The sequence below is a fragment of the Bacillus sp. FJAT-26390 genome, assembly GCF_001682865.1.
Lineage (GTDB): Bacteria > Bacillota > Bacilli > Paenibacillales > Paenibacillaceae > Pristimantibacillus.
Genome location: NZ_MAQX01000022.1, coordinates 391434 through 409122, shown reverse-complemented (window position 1 = coordinate 409122; position 17689 = coordinate 391434). Strand labels below are relative to the sequence as shown.

Annotated in this window: 18 protein-coding genes and 1 other annotated feature; all 18 genes read right to left on the bottom strand. The window is 50.5% G+C overall.

Features of this window, described 5'->3' with window-relative positions; all coding sequences use genetic code 11:
- Positions 1-3: 3 nt before the first annotated feature.
- On the bottom strand, positions 4-1050 hold the full coding sequence (gene queA, locus A7975_RS18990) for a tRNA preQ1(34) S-adenosylmethionine ribosyltransferase-isomerase QueA (RefSeq protein ID WP_065386131.1): 1047 nt from the start codon (positions 1048-1050) through the stop codon (positions 4-6).
- Between the two features lie 10 nt (positions 1051-1060).
- On the bottom strand, positions 1061-3181 hold the full coding sequence (locus tag A7975_RS18985) for a SpoIID/LytB domain-containing protein (protein ID WP_065386130.1): 2121 nt from the start codon (positions 3179-3181) through the stop codon (positions 1061-1063).
- Complete coding sequence (locus tag A7975_RS18980) at positions 3159-3638, bottom strand: thiol-disulfide oxidoreductase DCC family protein (RefSeq protein ID WP_065386129.1); 480 nt, start codon at positions 3636-3638, stop codon at positions 3159-3161. Before A7975_RS18980 ends, A7975_RS18985 begins: the two co-directional genes overlap by 23 nt.
- 6 nt (positions 3639-3644) lie before the next feature.
- Positions 3645-4646 carry a Holliday junction branch migration DNA helicase RuvB gene (ruvB, locus tag A7975_RS18975; protein ID WP_053374811.1) on the bottom strand — a complete coding sequence of 334 codons (1002 nt, stop codon included), beginning with the start codon at positions 4644-4646 and terminating at the stop codon, positions 3645-3647.
- Positions 4647-4665: 19 nt separating this feature from the next.
- Positions 4666-5301, bottom strand: a complete 636-nt coding sequence (ruvA, locus tag A7975_RS18970) for a Holliday junction branch migration protein RuvA (protein WP_053374810.1) — start codon at positions 5299-5301, stop codon at positions 4666-4668.
- Positions 5298-5801, bottom strand: a complete 504-nt coding sequence (ruvC, locus tag A7975_RS18965) for a crossover junction endodeoxyribonuclease RuvC (RefSeq protein ID WP_053374809.1) — start codon at positions 5799-5801, stop codon at positions 5298-5300. Before ruvC ends, ruvA begins: the two co-directional genes overlap by 4 nt.
- A 235-nt stretch (positions 5802-6036) precedes the next feature.
- Positions 6037-6672 (bottom strand): BofC C-terminal domain-containing protein, encoded by a 636-nt coding sequence (locus A7975_RS18960; protein ID WP_065386128.1) that lies wholly within the window; start codon positions 6670-6672, stop codon positions 6037-6039.
- 157 nt (positions 6673-6829) lie between these two features.
- Positions 6830-8941 (bottom strand): LysM peptidoglycan-binding domain-containing protein, encoded by a 2112-nt coding sequence (locus A7975_RS18955; protein WP_065386127.1) that lies wholly within the window; start codon positions 8939-8941, stop codon positions 6830-6832.
- A 249-nt stretch (positions 8942-9190) separates the two neighbouring features.
- Positions 9191-10060 (bottom strand): prephenate dehydratase, encoded by an 870-nt coding sequence (gene pheA / locus A7975_RS18950; protein WP_065386126.1) that lies wholly within the window; start codon positions 10058-10060, stop codon positions 9191-9193.
- Positions 10061-10062: 2 nt separating this feature from the next.
- The gene (gene thrB, locus A7975_RS18945; RefSeq protein ID WP_065386125.1) at positions 10063-11031 is read right to left on the bottom strand and encodes a homoserine kinase; all 969 of its coding nucleotides are present in this window, start codon (positions 11029-11031) and stop codon (positions 10063-10065) included.
- A 5-nt stretch (positions 11032-11036) separates the two neighbouring features.
- Positions 11037-12323: a homoserine dehydrogenase gene (locus tag A7975_RS18940; protein ID WP_065386124.1), complete on the bottom strand. Its 1287-nt coding sequence runs from the start codon at positions 12321-12323 to the stop codon at positions 11037-11039.
- Between the two features lie 24 nt (positions 12324-12347).
- Positions 12348-12785, bottom strand: a complete 438-nt coding sequence (locus A7975_RS18935) for an ACT domain-containing protein (protein WP_065386123.1) — start codon at positions 12783-12785, stop codon at positions 12348-12350.
- Between the two features lie 125 nt (positions 12786-12910).
- Positions 12911-14236, bottom strand: a complete 1326-nt coding sequence (gene obgE / locus A7975_RS18930) for a GTPase ObgE (protein ID WP_053374802.1) — start codon at positions 14234-14236, stop codon at positions 12911-12913.
- Between the two features lie 13 nt (positions 14237-14249).
- Entirely contained in the window at positions 14250-14972 is a 723-nt protein-coding gene (locus A7975_RS18925) for a Spo0B domain-containing protein (RefSeq protein ID WP_218061019.1), read from the bottom strand.
- A 150-nt stretch (positions 14973-15122) separates the two neighbouring features.
- Positions 15123-15434, bottom strand: a complete 312-nt coding sequence (rpmA, locus tag A7975_RS18920) for a 50S ribosomal protein L27 (protein ID WP_053374800.1) — start codon at positions 15432-15434, stop codon at positions 15123-15125.
- Between the two features lie 128 nt (positions 15435-15562).
- Positions 15563-15901, bottom strand: a complete 339-nt coding sequence (locus A7975_RS18915) for a ribosomal-processing cysteine protease Prp (RefSeq protein ID WP_065386121.1) — start codon at positions 15899-15901, stop codon at positions 15563-15565.
- 11 nt (positions 15902-15912) lie between these two features.
- Positions 15913-16224, bottom strand: coding sequence for a 50S ribosomal protein L21 (gene rplU, locus A7975_RS18910; protein WP_053374798.1), 312 nt, complete (start codon positions 16222-16224; stop codon positions 15913-15915).
- A 15-nt stretch (positions 16225-16239) separates the two neighbouring features.
- Positions 16240-16329, bottom strand: a sequence feature (ribosomal protein L21 leader region).
- A gap of 84 nt (positions 16330-16413) precedes the next feature.
- Positions 16414-17661, bottom strand: coding sequence for an Rne/Rng family ribonuclease (locus tag A7975_RS18905; protein ID WP_065386120.1), 1248 nt, complete (start codon positions 17659-17661; stop codon positions 16414-16416).
- Positions 17662-17689 lie beyond the last annotated feature (28 nt).

Here is a 17689-nt window from a genome sequence, read left to right as displayed (position 1 = left end):
TAATTAGTAAATAAACATAGCATCGCCAAAGCTGAAAAAACGATAATCATGCGCGACCGCTTCCGCGTAGGCTTTCATGACAGCATCACGTCCAGCCAGTGCGCTTACGAGCATAACCAGCGTAGATTTCGGCAAATGAAAATTGGTGAGAAGAGCATCGACGAGCTCAAACGAATAGCCCGGAAAAATAAAAATGGACGTCCAGCCGCTGCAAGCTTCAATAGGTTTGCCCTCGAAGCGTGCCGCAACCGTCTCTAATGTCCTTGATGAAGTTGTCCCCACAGCAATTATACGTGCTCCGCGCTGTTTGGCTTCATTTATTATCGCGGCATTTTGTTCATTCAACTCATAATACTCCGCATGCATCTCATGATCCTCAACAAGCTCTACAGACATCGGACGGAATGTGCCTAGTCCTACGTGCAGCGTAACATATGCTAGCTGAACGCCCTTAGCTTGAAGCTTCTCCAGAAACTCATCCGTAAAGTGCAGACCCGCGGTCGGCGCGGCAGCCGAGCCGGCATGCTTCGAATAGACCGTTTGATATCGCTCTCTTTCCTCAAGCCGCTCCTTGATATAAGGCGGCAATGGCATTTCGCCAAGACGGTCCAGCAGCTCTTGGAAGATGCCCTCGTACTCGAACTTTATCGTTCTTCCGCCCATCTCGCCTTCCTGCTCGATGACTGCGCGCAGCAGCGGATTGCCTTCTCCGTCGTCACCGAAGGATAGTGCCGTACCGACCTTAAGCCGCTTAGCAGGCTTGCCAAGAGCTTCCCAGCGGTCGCCTTCAAGCTGCTTAAGCAGCAGCAGCTCGATCTTGGCTCCCGTGTCACTCTTCATTCCTGTCAAGCGGGCAGGTATCACTCTAGTATCATTTAATACGAGCACATCGCCGGCTTGGACATAGTTCTCCAAGTCGGTAAATTTGTTGTGTGTAATTTCACCTGTCTGCTTATTAAGAGCAAGCAGCCTTGATGCTGTTCTATCCAATAGGGGTGTCTGAGCGATTAAGCGCTCCGGCAATTCAAAATCAAACCATTCTACGTTCATATCGATTCAATCATTCCTTAGCGATGGTTACATCTTTGTAGTAGTATTTCAAAATATATTGATAGTCATACCCTTGTTGCGCAAGGCTTAATGCGCCGTACTGCGATAATCCGACTCCGTGGCCGTTGCCAGAGCCTATAATGCGATAAGAAGGCTCCTTCGTTGCTGCCCTCATCTGGCCGCTTCCATCTAAAACAAACAAGTTAGCGTCAACAACCTGAGCGGTTTTGCCGCCTGCGCCAATCGCATACACCGGCGCCGTATCCGCCGGCTTATTGCGTGTCGCCGAGCTTGCGCCAAGCAAAGCGACCTTGGCTGTCTCCTCGATTTGGAACAAGGTGCTCGGCAGCGAGCCTTGTACGCCTAATGCAGCCCTGTAATCAACCGGATAGGAAACCGCGACCTTTTGACCATTTGCCGTCACTTCCGTTGCACGCCCGGAAGCGCCGCGCTGGCTCACTTCTAACGTTGTTAGCGGACCTGATATTGCGGTCTTCGCTTTTGAATTAATAACGGCAAGCATTTCTTGCGCAGTATAAGGGCCGCGTACCCATGACATCGAATTGGATTCTACCCTTTTCTCAAGTACAACAACCTGTGTTCCGCTCTCCGCCTGCGCAATGACAGGAATCGTATCTTGAATGAGCGGATGCTTGCGCACCTTTGTAGCATTCGTATTTACTTGCATGATTTTGCTGCCTGCTGCCGTCGTTTGTCCGGTCTCATCTAGCAAATCCTCGCGAATGTAACCAATTGCTCCGCTTGGAAGCACCACTCTGTACCAGTTGTATAAACCTGCCTCTGACGAGGTATCCGGGCTTTTCACCGCTTGCAGGTATGGCACCGCGTTGTTCCAAATCTCTTTGGCATCAGCGGTAATGCCTCCGCCATTGGCAGAGAACAGCGCTTCTATGACCTTGCCATTGTACAAAGCGACCTCGCCTGCCGTATCATCTACTGCAGCTATTGTGGAAGGACGCTCTGAGCCTACGCCATAATAAGCCTGGCTTAATGTCGTATCCACAACATGCGCGATTTGGAAGCCGAAGCCTTTGTTCAAAGCAAACGAGCGTGCTGCTACAGCTTGCGCTTTTAATGCCTCTGCCGGCCATGTAGGATACATTTCGACGCCTACCACCGAATATAGGTATTGCTCGAAAGGAAGCTCGTTTATGACGGCCATGCGCCCATTAAGCACGCTTAGCTCAAACACGCCGCGATAGCTGCGATTGCTTCTCTCCGCCAGCTTGATCGGATCCGAGCCAGCCGGGGATACCGCTATTTTCGTATCGCTTCCTGCAAACATATAAAGCTCGGAGCTATTCTCTGCTTGAGCGCTGACGGAGTGATCATTTCTTACTAACAAGTAAGCAGCCTTTGAATCTGCGTCCTTCAACGCCCCACCGCCTGCAGCCTTTGCAGCCGCCGCCTTCACGATTTGAAGCTCCGCATCCGTCACGGCTGCTCCTACCATGACCGAGTAGCTTGCTGCGCCAGCTTGCGCTGAACGGACAGCTACGAAAGCATCGAGACCTACGGCGCCAAAGCCGCTTGCAGCCGCCTGAGCAGCGTCCTTGCTAGCGAGAGGAGCGCTTTCTAGATGAAGAGGACCTTGGAGCAGCGACTTAAAGCCGCCGGATAGCTTGGATAGCTCGCCATCGCCATTCCATTTTGTTTGTGCCGTTGTCGCTTCAGCTGCAGTCTTATATGTACCTTCTATAACTTGATAGACGATTGCGCCGTTTTTGGATAGCGATGTCAGGGAAGCTGCTCCCTTCAACGCTTGTACCCTTTTGAAAACAGCCTGCGCTGCTCCGAAATTAGAAGACTCAAACACTTTTACTTTAAAGCTGTCTAGCGTAAAACGTGCCGAAGCAGCTCCATTCACGCTAAATAGATCGCTTGTGCCATTTGGCTGCCTTACGCCAATATTCATGCCGCCCGCTGACGAGAAAGTCGCAACAGCAGTCGTATCATCATATTTCCCAGGCAATTGCATAAATAAGGCAACCCGGATGTTATCCAGCTTCGGAACCGCCGCCTGTGACGGGGAACCTGTCCAAGCCGAAGCGAGCAAAAGAATCGCCGCAGCCATAATGATGTATCGCTTAATGGATTGTTTCGTTTTCATGCTTGTTATTCTCCCCTCCGCTTTGCGGTAACTCGCACCCATTAATCGAACAGCTTTGTTCGGTCTTGCCAAACCATTCATATCTTCTGCTTGCGATAAACCGATAAATATAATTAGCCGCTCTTTTCATTCCCGGTATTCGGTAAAAAGAAGAAAGCCAGCGCAGGCCCTTTACCGTTCTCAATATCCGAACGACTCCGTCCGCTCCAGCAAACAGCTCGCCTCTCTCATCGGCAACATGCATTTTCTCGTACAGCTCTTCAAATTTCAATGACCGAATATGCGGGACAAGCTTCTGCGCTTGTCCTTCTGCTTCCAATTGCTGTATCTGCACATAATGTAAGTCCGCCTTAGAATGGAGCTCCTTCAGCTTGGCTACGGAAGCTAGGCATAGATTGCATTGTCCATCGTAAATGACATAAAGCTTCTCCTTGTTGCCGCTTGCTATCGGGCTCATGAATGGCTACCTCCCGGGTATTGGAAGACCTAAATGCCGATAGGCGTTATCGGTAGCAATTCGGCCCCGCGGCGTCCGCTGCAAGAAGCCGATTTGCATGAGATAAGGCTCATACACATCTTCAATCGTTTGGCTTTCTTCACCAATCGTCGCTGCTATCGTATCAAGACCGACAGGTCTGCCGGCAAAAGTGGTCATCATCGCCTGAAGCATTTTGAAATCGATATTGTCGAGACCCATTGGATCAACCTGGAGCAGTTCAAGCGCGGATTGGGCGATGTCATGTGTAATGACGCCATCACCGCGTACCTGTGCAAAATCCCGCACACGCTTGAGCAATCGGTTTGCAATACGCGGAGTCCCGCGTGAACGCATCGCAATCTCCGAGGCCGCTTCCCCTACGATGCTGACATTCAAAATCTCTGCCGTTCTAGCAACGATAAAAGCCAGTTCATCCACCGTATAAAATTCTAATCGGCTGACCACCCCAAAACGATCGCGAAGCGGCGCTGACAGCAAGCCTGCCCGCGTAGTAGCGCCAATTAAGGTGAATGGCGGCAAATCAAGCCGCACCGAACGTGCGCTTGGTCCTTTGCCGATCATAATATCAAGCGCAAAGTCTTCCATCGCCGGGTAAAGCACTTCCTCCACCGTACGATGCAGTCGATGAATCTCATCGATAAAGAGCACGTCGCCCTCCTGCAGATTCGTCAGCAGTGCCGCCAGATCACCTGGCCTCTCTATCGCCGGACCGGAAGTGGTGCGAAGATTGACGCCAAGCTCATTTGCGATAATGTTCGACAGCGTCGTCTTGCCAAGTCCAGGCGGACCGTATAGCAGCACGTGATCAAGCGCTTCTTTGCGCAATTTTGCCGCTTCAATATATATTTTCAAGTTTTCCTTGGCCTTTGATTGTCCAATATACTCAGCCAAATAGCGGGGACGCAAACTAAGCTCCACCGCTTGGTCTTCCATCATTAGGTTAGCGGAAATGATTCTATCATCCATCTGCGTTCATCTCCTTCCGTTAGCCTTTAAACAGCTGCTGCAGCGCCCGCTTCATCAGAGAGTCGACCGTTTCCTCCGCCGTTACGCTATGCTGAAGCCCGTTCCATGCTTTGTCCAGCTCCGCAGCCGTGTAGCCGAGTGCCGCGAGACCTTCCCGCGCTTCCTGCCAAGCGGTGCCTGCGCCCTGTCCCGAATGTCTGCTCGATGTAAGATCAAGCGCAACGCCCGCTGCCGTTAATAAACCGCCGTCAAGCCCAGCGCCGATCAGCTTGTCCTTCAGGTCGAGAACCATCCGCTGCGCGGTTTTCTTCCCTATGCCGGGAAGCTTGACAAGGAACGCTATATTTTCCTGCTGAATCGCCGCAATAACCGCATCGGGCCTGCCGCCCGATAATATGCCTAAAGCGACGCGCGGTCCAATACCCGATACCTCAAGCAGCTTGCGGAACAAGGTCTGCTCCTCCCTCGTCTCAAAGCCGAACAACAAAATAGCGTCCTCGCGGACGTTATGGTGAATATAAACGGTAACTGGCTCTTCCTTTTTGGCAAATGCGTAAGGATTAGGTGTGAATACGCGGTAGCCTGTATCTCTTACGTCCAGAACGATATACTCGGAGTCCAAATGGACGACAATGCCTCTTAAAAAATCGATCACGAACGATTCACCTCATTAATTTTCTGGGTCAGAACGACGGAATGGGCATGGCAAATGGCTACTGCCAGCGCATCGGCGACATCATCCGGCTTAGGCACCGCCGAGAGCTTCAGAAACATTTTGACCATTTCCTGCACTTGCTTCTTCTCCGCTTTCCCATAGCCGACAACAGCCTGCTTCACCTGCAGCGGCGTATACTCGCCGATAGGCAAGCCGCGCTGCGCTGCCGCCAAAATAATAGCGCCTCTCGCCTGCGCCACGTCAAAGGCCGTCGTTACGTTGCGGTTAAAAAACAACTTCTCAATCCCAACGGTATCCGGCTTATATTTATCCATCAAAGCGCCCGCAGACTCATAAACCTGCAGCAACCGCTGCTCGGGTGCCGTATGCGCTTCCGTTTGAATGGCGCCGTATTGCACGGGCGTAAGCTTATGTCCGATCTTATCTATGAAGCCAAATCCAACGATTGCATAACCAGGGTCAATTCCAAGAACGCGCAAACGGCCATCTCCTTAAAAGTTTTACAAGGTAAAACTTGCTTCGTAAGCATATGCTTAAAGTTTTACAAGGTAAAACTTGCTTCGAAAGCATACTCTCTGAAAGTTGCTTCATCCATTATAGCAAAAGATGGCGTGAATGAGAACGCGCGTTTGATATTTCAGCTTATTGGCCTAAACAAAAAGAAGGAGATCGCGCGATAGCATGCGATCTCCTTCTTTTTCTCTTGCTTGCCTGCTAATAGGCAGGCTTCATCACTTTTTGATTTTGCTCAATAGCATAGTCGCTATAGGTGGACAAAACGCTGTTGTATTCGTCCATGTCGTTGATACGAATCCCTTTCGTAAGCAGATCCAGCTTGTCCTGCGGCAGGCTGCTTTCCATATAGCGCACGTCGAGCTGAAAGAAGGTGCGAACGACCTTTTCCTTTTTGGGCACGCCGTCAAAGAGCGTTAGGTTTCCCTTCTTGTCCACGCCCATATAGGCGTTTGCCTTGCAATGCTCGGACATATCCTCGATCGTTTGCTCAAAATGCACCATGCTTTGCTCTGGATCAATCACTGCCTTCCACTCCGGATGAGCTTGCAACAGTTCTATGATCTGCTTGCTCATCATTCGTCCGAGCGGCTTCGACTCCTCGCCGCAAACATAAACCCGGTGCAGCTTAACCGAAAGCGGCCCATCATGCTTCTCTAGCGTTTTAACGATGCTGCTTTGATGGCCTGCTAAATCTGGTGCGGCTAGCGCGTTCTCAGCAGATAAGGCTAGTGAGGCTGCCATTAAGCTGAACACGATAGCGCCTAGCGTCCACATTGGACGTCGTTTATTGCGAAGTCGTTTCTTCAAGTTTTTCCAAAGCCTGAATTCTATCATGGGGAAGACCCCTTCATTATATTTTTTGATAGTATGCGCCAATGTTACATAAATATTCAAAGCCTCCCTACTCAGCCCACTTCCTGCGATCAAAACGTAAAAAGAGCGCTCCAGAAGTCATTTAAGCTTCTGGGGCGCTCCTGTTCCAAACTTATGCTTAACGATTGATCCATGGCTGATTGCCACGTTTATTTTTGTTTGGGCGAGACGCCACTGTCCGGATAACCGCTTTTTTGTTGTTTTTCCGCGGTACAGTCGCTTTTGCCGCTTTTGGTATTTCTGCTTCGTCAATCTTTGCCGTATTTTGATCAGAACGGTTTCCCTTGCAGCCGCAGTCGCCTTGATTCACATTGCCAACCCCCGCTGTTTGCGGCCAATTTGGATACTGCGGGTATGGCATTGGATGTCCATAGCCATATCCGAAGTCAGGTTGCATATTCGCTGGCGAGACAGCACCGCCATGGCCATAACCATAATCAGGCTGCATGCCCGCAGGAGAAACGGCACTATTTCCGTAGCCATAACCATGCTCTGGCTGCATGCTTGCAGGAGATACCCAGCCTTGGTTCGGGCCGGTTGCTGCTGGCGATACCCAGCCTTGGTTCGGACCTGTCGCTGACGGCGATACCCAGCCTTGGTTCGGACCTGTCGCTGCTGGCGATACCCAACCTTGGTTCGGGCCGGTTGCTGCTGGCGATACCCAACCTTGGTTCGGACCTGTTGCTGCTGGCGATACCCAACCTTGGTTCGGACCTGTTGCTGACGGCGATACCCAGCCTTGGTTAGGCTCTACTGCCGACGGCGATACCCAGCCTTGGTTAGGCTCTACTGCCGACGGCGATACCCAGCCTTGGTTAGGCTGCGTCGAAAGCGGCATAATGGCTTGATTCGGCTGTGCCGATAAAGGCGATATCGCTTGGTTCGACAAAGACGCGAGTGGCGAGATGCCTTGGTTCGGCTGTGCCGATAAAGGCGAAATGCCCTGGTTCGGCTGCGTCGCTAGCGGCGAAATGCCTTGGTTTGGCTGCGTCGCCATTGGCGATACAAAACCTTGATTTGGAAATGCCGATGTTCCAGCAAGCATCTGGCTGTTTTCACCAGCATTTTCTTGAACGGGACTTACCATCGGATGACCGTAACCCCAGCCTGGACCTGCGCTCATCGGCAGCGTTGAATGCGACGGGTAGCTGCCAACAAACACAGTTCCTGGAGGACAGTCAAATGGCGCTTCGCTGCCTTCACTAAGCGGACTTACCATGTTGCCAAAAGGCATCGGTTGCTGCCAGCCGCCATAGCCGTAGCCGTGTCCTGTGTGTTCACCCATTACCATGGGCTGACCATAGCCGTGTCCCATTTGCGCCGGACTAACCATAGGCTGGCCGTAGCCATGCCCCATTTGTGTCGGCATCGTCATAGGCTGGTTATAGCCGTATCCGCCAAAATTAGGCTGCTGGGCAGCCGGGGACACCATTTCGGGAGCTTTCGGCAAATCATACAACGACAATGCCTCTGTTGCCGGAATGCCATATTGCTTGAACAAATCAACATTCGGCTTATATTCGGAATGGATCGGTTTTAGCTTTTTCTCCACTGGCTTCTCAATCGGCAGCGCTTTTTTCGCCGGTTCCACTGCTGCGGCTTTAGGAGCAGGAAGCGGAGCAGGCGCGACCGGCTTCACGATAGGAGCTGTCGGTTTTTTCTCTTGAACCGGCGCGACCGGCGCCGGCGCGACTGGCGCGATAGGAGCAGTCGGCGTCTTGCCCGTAATAGGGCCAGTAGGCGTTTTCCCTTGGATTGGAGCGGTCGAAAGCTTCCCTACCAAGCCCTGCACGCCGTTCATAAGCGACGTCGGATGAAGCATGCTGGTACCGCCGCTGCCTTGGCCTGTTCCATGGCCTGCGCCATGTCCTGGCACTTCATGCGCGGAATCGTTTGATTTAGGTATGTTGACAATTTCTCCTGTTAGCAGAACATTCGGATTTTTGAGCTGTGGATTTGCTTTAATCATGTCTGCAAGCGGCACGCCCCAAGCTTTTGATAGCTTCCAAAGCGTATCCCCTTGTTTCACGACGTGTTGGTGCATGATGTCCATTCCGCCTCCTGATCCGCCGCCGGTCTGGCTTGACGGAATTTTTAGCTTCATCCCTACATCAATTGCATCCGGGTTCGTAATGCCCGGATTCAACTTCAAAATCTCTTCCAGCGACACGTTATACTTTTGGCCGATAAAGTACAAGGATTCGCCTTTTTTCACAATATGGATTTTCACTCGCTGTTAACCTCCTGTCACGTTCTGAATAACATGGCACGCTAATGCCTATTATCAATCCTTACATCCTATGCAGAACATGGGCAGGTGTCTCCACTTTCACAAAAAAAATAGTAAAAAAGCCGAGTTCACTCCTAAGAGCGAACTCGGCTTGCATGCACGCCATCTCTCCATCCAGCATTTTCAAGCTAAATACGGAGACGACTTTTCTATAGCGCTGATATTTCCATTACGCTTATGAAACGCAATTTATTTCTTAAACTCCGCAAAGCTTGGGTAGCTCCCCAGCACGCGTATCTGACAGCCGATTGCTTCGATTTCTTGAATGGCAGAAGGCAGCAGCACGGTATCAAGCGCCATTTCGATGTCGATGAAGAAATAGTAATTGCCGAGCTTTTTTTTCGTTGGACGCGATTCGATGCGGGATAAGTTGATTTTGCGCCAAGCAAAAGCAGATAGAACCTGGTGGAGAGCACCAGGATAATCCTCTGGCAGCGTAATTAATATGCTCGTCTTGATCTGATCGGATTGGCGAGCCGTGTATGGCTCTTTTCCGACCAGCAAGAACCGGGTATAGTTGTTGTCGTGATCGGTAATCTCGCTCGCAAGAACATCCAGCTTTTCGTTAGCGGCAGCAGTCTTGGTTCCGATAGCTGCCCATCCGGCGTCAGGGTTGTTTTGCACAATTCTTACACCTTCAGCCGTACTGCTGACATGCTCCGTTACCGCATGCGGCAAATGCGTTCGCAAAAACTGCAAGCACTGCGCAATTGCCACCGGGTGGCTGATCACTTTCGTAATCCGCGAGTAATCGATTTGCCCGTTGACATCTAACAGCTTCGATTGATGACCAATCAAGTTCTGAATAGACGGGTATACCCACTCCGCTTGAATCGGAAGATCTACCTCATGCACGAGCCAGTCCATATGTAAGCTCACGGAACCCTCAATCGTATTCTCGATCGGAATGATGCTGTAATCACTAATGCCATTAACCGTGGATAAAAACACATCGGAGATGAGCCGGTGATGCTTCCAGCTAATTTCTTCCCCTTGAAAAAAATGTCGAGCTGCCTCATCCGATACGGAGCCGGCAGGTAATACGGCTATCGTCTTCATAGCTACATTTCTCCTTTAATTCTATCCGGAAGAGGGATGGCAGGCTGCTTGGAAATATCCTCAACCGTAACTTGCGGACCTTGCACGCATGGCGACAGCCATAGCGTATTCGCTTCAATCCCCTCTTGCTTAAGCGTATCGATCAAAAATGGCTCCAGCTGCTCCACGTTTTCTTTAGCGTCAACAAACGCGATCAGCGTCGGCCCTGCTCCGCTTAACGCAACGCCAAGCGCGCCATGCTCAACCGCGCGCTCCAATATCGTCGACATGCCGGGAATAAGCGCTGCACGGTAAGGCTGGTGCAGCCGATCCTTCATGGCATGTCGGATCATGCCAAGCTCTCCGCTGGCAAGCGCCGCGACGAGCAATGAACTACGGCCGACGTTAAATACGGCGTCTGCCATGCTGACCTGCGACGGCAGCGCATGGCGCGCTTTCTCCGTCGACAGCTGAAAGGCTGGAATTGCAACTAACGTTGCAAGTCTCTCATTAGGCTCAATTCTCATATAATCGGCCCGCTCGCCATCCCAAGCAGCTACGATGATGCCTCCGAATAACGATGCGCCCACATTATCAGGATGCCCCTCTAATGCCGTTGCCATTTGGAACAGCTTATCGTCTGTTAGCGGACTGCCGATCAGTGCATTCGCCGCGACCAATGCGCCTACAATCGCCGAGGCGCTGCTGCCGAGTCCGCGCGTAAGCGGAATGTCGCTGTGCATCGAGATCGAAAGCTCCGGTACTTGTACGCCGGCTTCCTTGAACACGAGCTGCGCAACCTTATAGATAAGGTTAGATTTATCCTTCGGCAAACCCTTCATTTGGTCGCCATAAAATTGAAACTCGGTTTGCTCCGAGACCGTCATCTCAATCCATGCATACAAGGAGAGAGCCATTCCCAGCGTATCAAAGCCTGGACCTAAATTAGCCGTGCTTGCCGGTATTTTGACTATAACTCTGCGATTAATCATTCGGCTTACCCTTCTACGCGGTAGACGCTCTTCACTTCGTGAACGACATCCAGCGATTCGAACATGGCAAGCACCTTTTGCATAGCAGCTTTGTTCGCATCATGAGTAATTACGATAATTTCAACTTCCGGATTCGAAGGAGTCGGCTGCTGCAGCACAGACTCAAGGCTCACTTCAAAATCAGCGAACACTTGCGTGATGCGTGCAAGAACGCCGGCGCGATCCGCTACTTTAAGCAGCAAGAAATATTTTGAAGAGATTTGCTCGTCGGTCTTCAGCTTCTTCTCTTTGTATGCAAGGCTTGCTTGCTTGCCGTTTACGCCAAGCTTCAGGTTTTTCACGACTGCAACTAAATCGGATACGATCGAAGTCGCTGTAGGAAGCTCGCCCGCGCCTGCGCCGTAGAACATCGTTTCGCCAACAGCTTCGCCGTATACATAAACCGCGTTAAATACGCCGTTAACCGATGCGATCGGATGTGTTTGCTTCACCATCGTCGGCTGTACGCTAACGCTGATCAGATCATCTTGACGCTCGGCGATGCCAAGCAGCTTCACTTCATAGCCAAGACGCTTCGCGTACAAAATATCCTCTTTGCTTACCGAAGAGATGCCTTGAACCGAAACATCCTCAAGCGCTACGTTCGCGCGGAAGCCGATTGTAGCAAGAATCGTCATTTTGCGCGCTGCGTCAAGTCCTTCGACATCCGATGTCGGGTCAGACTCCGCATAACCAAGCTCCTGGGCTTCCTTAAGCACATCCAGATAAGAAGCGCCTTCTTGGCTCATTTTTGTCAAAATAAAGTTTGTCGTTCCGTTCACGATACCCATAATTTTGTTGATGCGATCGGAAGAGAAGCCTTCAACTAACGTACGGATAATCGGAATACCGCCCGCAACGCTTGCTTCATAAAGCACATCACAGCGGTTCTCATGAGCTTTTGCCAATATTTCGGGACCGTGCAGCGCCATCAAATCCTTATTGGCTGTTACGACATGTTTGCCAAGGGAGAGTGCTTCCAAAATATATTCCTTCGTAAGTCCGATTCCTCCCATAACCTCAACGATAACGTCGATGTCGGGATGACGGATAATATCCCATGCATCCTCTGTAAGCTTATCTGGATCGATGGGAATATTGCGCGCTTTGCTCTTGTCCTGAACGAGCACTTTCTCGATTACGATCGGCGAGCCGATTTGACTTGCCAAGTCCTCCTGATGACCTTCAACGATGCGAACGACTCCTGTACCTACTGTTCCAAGACCTAATAGTCCAACTTTAACTGGCTTCATATATACCCTCCATAATCTATTCTGTTATCCTTGTCCGATGACCGAGGCTTTACGCACGCCAGGCAGGCTGCGAAGCATATCGACCAGCGATGACAGTTCCCCGGAAAGCTGCGAAATATCGACGGAGATGACGACGTTAGCTAAGCCTTGCAGCGGAATGGTCTGATTCATCGTCAGCACATTGCCTTCCAAGCTTGCCACCGTGCTGAGCACGTTCGAGAGCACGCCCGAACGATGCTCCAAATCCATGGAAATCGTCGCGATACGTTCACGTTCCAGCTCATTTAGCGCATAGACGCCATCTTTATACTTATAAAAAGCGCTTCGACTAAGCCCAGCGCGCTCAACCGCTTCATGTACGGTTGCCGCTTCTCCTCGGCTAAGCATCTCTTTCACTTGTATCGTCTTCATAATCGCTTCCGGTAAAATGTCCTCCCGAACGACATAATAGCGTTTATTCACTATACGTCCTCCTCAAAAAGACAATTGTTCACCTATAGTGGACATTATATCGAAATATGCCGTTTGGAGCAATAGGCAAAATAAGAAAAGACGGCTTCCGCCGTCTTCGTTTCTTAATCTATGCGCTAGCCGTTTGGATTGTAGTCGCTGCCCTCGAAAAATTCGAATGCGAAGTCGCCGATTTGTACCATATCGCCGTCTTTTGCGCCCATTTTACGAAGCTCGGCATCGACGCCCATTTTGCGCATCGTACGCGCAAAGCGCATAACCGCATCATAGGAAGTCAAATTCATCCGCTTCATATATTTATCAATTCCTTCGCTGACGATAACGTAAACTTCATCTTCCTTATGAATCGTGAAGGTTGTTTCTTCACGCTTCTCATAAGTGTAGACCTTACGCTCAGCGACATCCTTAACGTCTTCGATCTCAACCTGCTCGGATACCGTATCAAGGACATCAGCCGCTTTGTACAGAAGCTCCTGAATACCTTGCTTCGTGAGCGAGGAAATAGGCAAAATCTCGTAATTGCGATCGCCGCTTACCTCTGCAAGCTGCTGCTTGAACAGCTCAAGCTGCTCCTCGGAATCCGGCATGTCCATTTTGTTTGCGGCAATAATTTGAGGACGGTCTGCCAGCTTCTCGTTGTAGAGAACCAGCTCCTCGTTGATTTTTACCCAATCTTCGAATGGATCGCGTCCTTCGGAAGCGGACATATCGATAACATGGATAATAACCCGAGTCCGTTCAACGTGGCGAAGAAACTCATGGCCGAGTCCAACGCCTTCATGCGCGCCTTCGATCAAGCCTGGCAAATCTGCCATTACGAAGCTGCGGCCATCTCCAACGTCAACAACGCCGAGATTTGGCGTAATCGTCGTGAAGTGATAAGCGCCAATTTTGGGCTTAGCCCCTGAAACGACAGATAGCAAGGTCGACTTGCCTACGCTTGGAAAGCCTACAAGACCAACATCCGCCATTACTTTAAGCTCAAGCACTACCCAGCGCTCTTGCCCTTCTTCACCATTCTCCGAAATATATGGAGCAGGGTTGTTTTGCGTTGCGAAGCGGATGTTGCCTCTTCCGCCTCTTCCGCCTTTTGCGATGACGATCTGCTGCCCGTGGCGCGTCATATCCGCGATGATTTCCTGCGTATCATCATCGACGATGACAGTGCCTGGTGGAATGCGAACGATCGTATCCTCCGCGCCAGCCCCGTGCATGCTTTTTACTTTTCCGCGCTCTCCGCGATTAGCCTTAAAATGCTTCTGATAGCGGAAATCCATCAATGTGCGAAGCCCTTCGTCAACTTGAAAAATCAAGTCGCCGCCGCGGCCGCCATCGCCGCCTGCTGGACCGCCTTGCTCTACGTATTTCTCGCGGCGAAACGATACGATACCATCGCCTCCGTCGCCGCCTTTTACAAATATCTTCGCTTTATCGACAAACATGTTGTGCCCCCGTTCATGTGCGCATTTCCGCCCTCAGCAGCACTTTTGCATACGGCTGCTCGAAGTTGATCGGCTGCATTGGCGCGCCATCCAACTGCTGTTGTATTTTTTGCTTCCATTGCTGTTCGTTCATCAGCTCGCCATCATAATAGAAGGTTGCATACAACGCTTCCTCATCTCTTGACAGCTCCAGCTTAAGAACGGCAGCATGACCATAGTTAGGCTTCGCCGCAAACCGATATGCGTTAATCGTATGAATGAGCGTTTCGGCTATTTGATCGGCATCTGCCGTTATTTCGTTTAAGTGAATATCGCCTTTTATATCCAGCTGCAGTTCCAGCGAGTTGGATATCGTACGAAACGATTGTATATAACTGATTAAGGATGGAACGCCAAGCTTGGATATGCTGCTTTCCACAGCCATCCGTTCACTTATTTTCTCCACATACTCAGCTGCTTTATCCAGCTTCTTGAGCCGAATGTAGCCAAACACCACTTGCAGATCGTTCATCCAGTCATGACGGTGATGATTGAGAGTCCGTATAGCAGAATTTTGCAACGATTGAATCGTTCGCGTAGTCCGCTCTGCATGCTCTTTCCGTTCCGTTCGTACAAAGTAAGTCGCAACAGCTATAAGCCAAACGAGAAAGACAGCAGTTAACCACACTTTAGCGGGCCAAATAAGTACAGCGGCACATGGCAATACAATCGTTGCCGCCGCGTAATATTTCGCCATTGTTAAGCGTCCCATCGATTAAACCTACTTTCTTCGTATTTCCTAGCTTATCCAGTATATCACGCGACAGTCCTACGGTCACCAGCCTTGACATAAAAAAGACCCGGCCAAGCGATGCAGGCCGGGTCTTGGTGCATATATAAGATTGTATTAAGCTTCTACTGCAGCAGCTACCGGAGCAAGAACAGCTGGATATACGCTCACTTTTTTGCGATCGCGTCCCCAACGTTCGAACTTCACTACGCCTTCTACTTTTGCATAAAGCGTATCGTCTTTCCCGATGCCTACGTTAGTACCTGGGTGAATTTTTGTTCCGCGTTGGCGAAACAAAATGCTTCCAGCGGATACGGTTTGACCGTCAGCACGTTTAGCGCCAAGGCGCTTCGACTGCGAGTCACGTCCGTTCTTCGTGGAACCAACACCTTTCTTCGAAGCGAAAAGCTGAAGATTCAGTTTCAACATAGTTATTCCCTCCTTCTTAAAGGTTTGTGGAGCAAACCTACTTCGTAAGCATAAGCTTTTAGGTTTGTGGAGCAAACCTGCTCGGAAGCATGAACATTAAGGTTTAAAAGAAAACCTACTTCAAAAGCTTACGCATTAAGAAGTTCATGAATGACGACATGCTTGCCGTATGATTTTGCGATAGTGTCAAGCATAACTGCCATCGATTCCAGCAGCAGCTGCATCCTGCTATCCGAAGACTCGTCTGCGAGCGTCGGAATATCCGACGATAGCCAGCCGTTCTTCATCTTAGCGGGTAGCTCTTCTCCTGCCAAAGCTTCGATCGCGTTAACGGTACCGACCGAAATGGCCGATACGCCCGCGCAAACGATATCTTTGCCGGGCTTCGCATATTTAGCATGTCCTTCGACTGCAAAAGATACGATACGTCTGTCAGCGGCTCTTCGTACAAATGTAACGGTTATCATAGAAATTCCTCTTACGCTTGGATTTTCTCGATTGTTACTTTTGTGAACGGTTGACGATGACCTTGCTTACGACGATAGTTCTTTTTGGCTTTGTATTTGTAAACGATGATTTTTTGGCCTTTGCCTTGTTTCTCGACTTTGCCTGTTACTGTAGCGCCGGAAACAACCGGAGTTCCAGTTACAAGACCGTCACCTTTAGAAACCGCCAAAACACGATCAAACGTTACGCTCTCGCCTGCTTCAGAATCCAGTTTTTCGATGTAGATAACATCGCCTTCCTGAACTTTGTATTGCTTTCCGCCTGTTACGATGATTGCAAACATTGTTGGTGCACCTCCTTATTTTCGAAGACTCGCCTAATTCAGGTGGCTTGCCGCTTGCGCCGCAAACGCTTATTTACCCAATCGGAGCGGTACTTGTACATCTCATTCCTCACGAGGTACGAGACACACACCCAAAGAGTATACCACACTATGCAAGCTATATCAATTCTTCTACGAAGAAAAAATAATCTATTTAAGCAATTCGTTCCTTTTATTATGCGCTCCACAACTCTCGCAGCGCTCCGTTAGCTGGCGGACCGCGTTCTCACGGGCTTTTTTTCGAGTCATCTCAATTAATCCGAGCTTCGTCCAGCCTAAAATCGTACATTTCGTTTGATCGTTGCGCGATCTCTCCGTCAGCCTTTGCATGACAAGCTCGCGATGTTCTTCCTGCTCCATATCGATAAAATCAATAATAATAATGCCGCCGACATCCCTTACCCGAAGCAATCTCGCAATCTCGTCCGCCGCTTCCATGTTCGTGCGAAATACCGTATCCTCAAGGCCGGAGGTGCCTGTAAACTTGCCTGTATTCACATCGATAACGGTAAGCGCCTCTGTCTCTTCCCATATGAGATAACCTCCGCTTACAAGCGGGATTTTTCGCTCGAACGCGCCCGTTATCTGCTCGGTCACCAGATACGCATCGAACAGAGACAAACCTTGCTTTTGCTTGTACGGCTTCAAGCGCTCGCGCAGCTGCGGGGTCATCTCATCCAGCAGTGCCGATGCTTCCTCGAACCTCGCCTCATCGTCGATCCATATTTCATCCATGTCGATCGTCAGCGTGTCGCGAACGGCGCGCCGCATTAGCCCTGCCTCTCGGTGCAGCTCGGACGGCGCATGCGCATGCTGGCTCCGCTCGGCAATGCCATGCCAGATTTCCCTCAGCTGCACGACGTCGGCAGACAAGGACAGCTCGCTTTCCCCTCCAGCCGCTGTGCGCAGTATAATGCCCTCCTCCTGCTCCCTGAGCTTCTCGCCGATCATTCGCAGGCGCGCTCGCTCGCCTTCCGTGCTGATTTTTTTGGAAACGCCCACATAATCAGCATTTGGCATATAGACTAGCCAGCGGCCGGGCAGCGTGAAATGCGTCGTCACGCGGGCGCCTTTGCCCCCCAAAGGCTCCTTCATCACCTGTACGATGAGCTCCTGCCCCGGCTTGATCAGCTCCTGAATAAGCGGCTTTTGCGCCGGCTGTTTTTCTAAATGCGGGTGAAGCAGCTCATCAATATACAAAAAAGCATTTTTGGTCAGCCCAACATCAACGAAAGCTGCCTGCATCCCAGGCAGCACATTCACGACTCGTCCTTTATAGACATTGCCAACCAAACTGCTTGCTTTTGTTTTCTCCATAAAAAATTCCACTAAGCGGCCATTTTCAAGTACAGCGGTTTGCAGCATCTCACCATGTACATGCATCAGCATTTGCTTCATTCCCGTTTATCACCTGCCAGTACGCTTT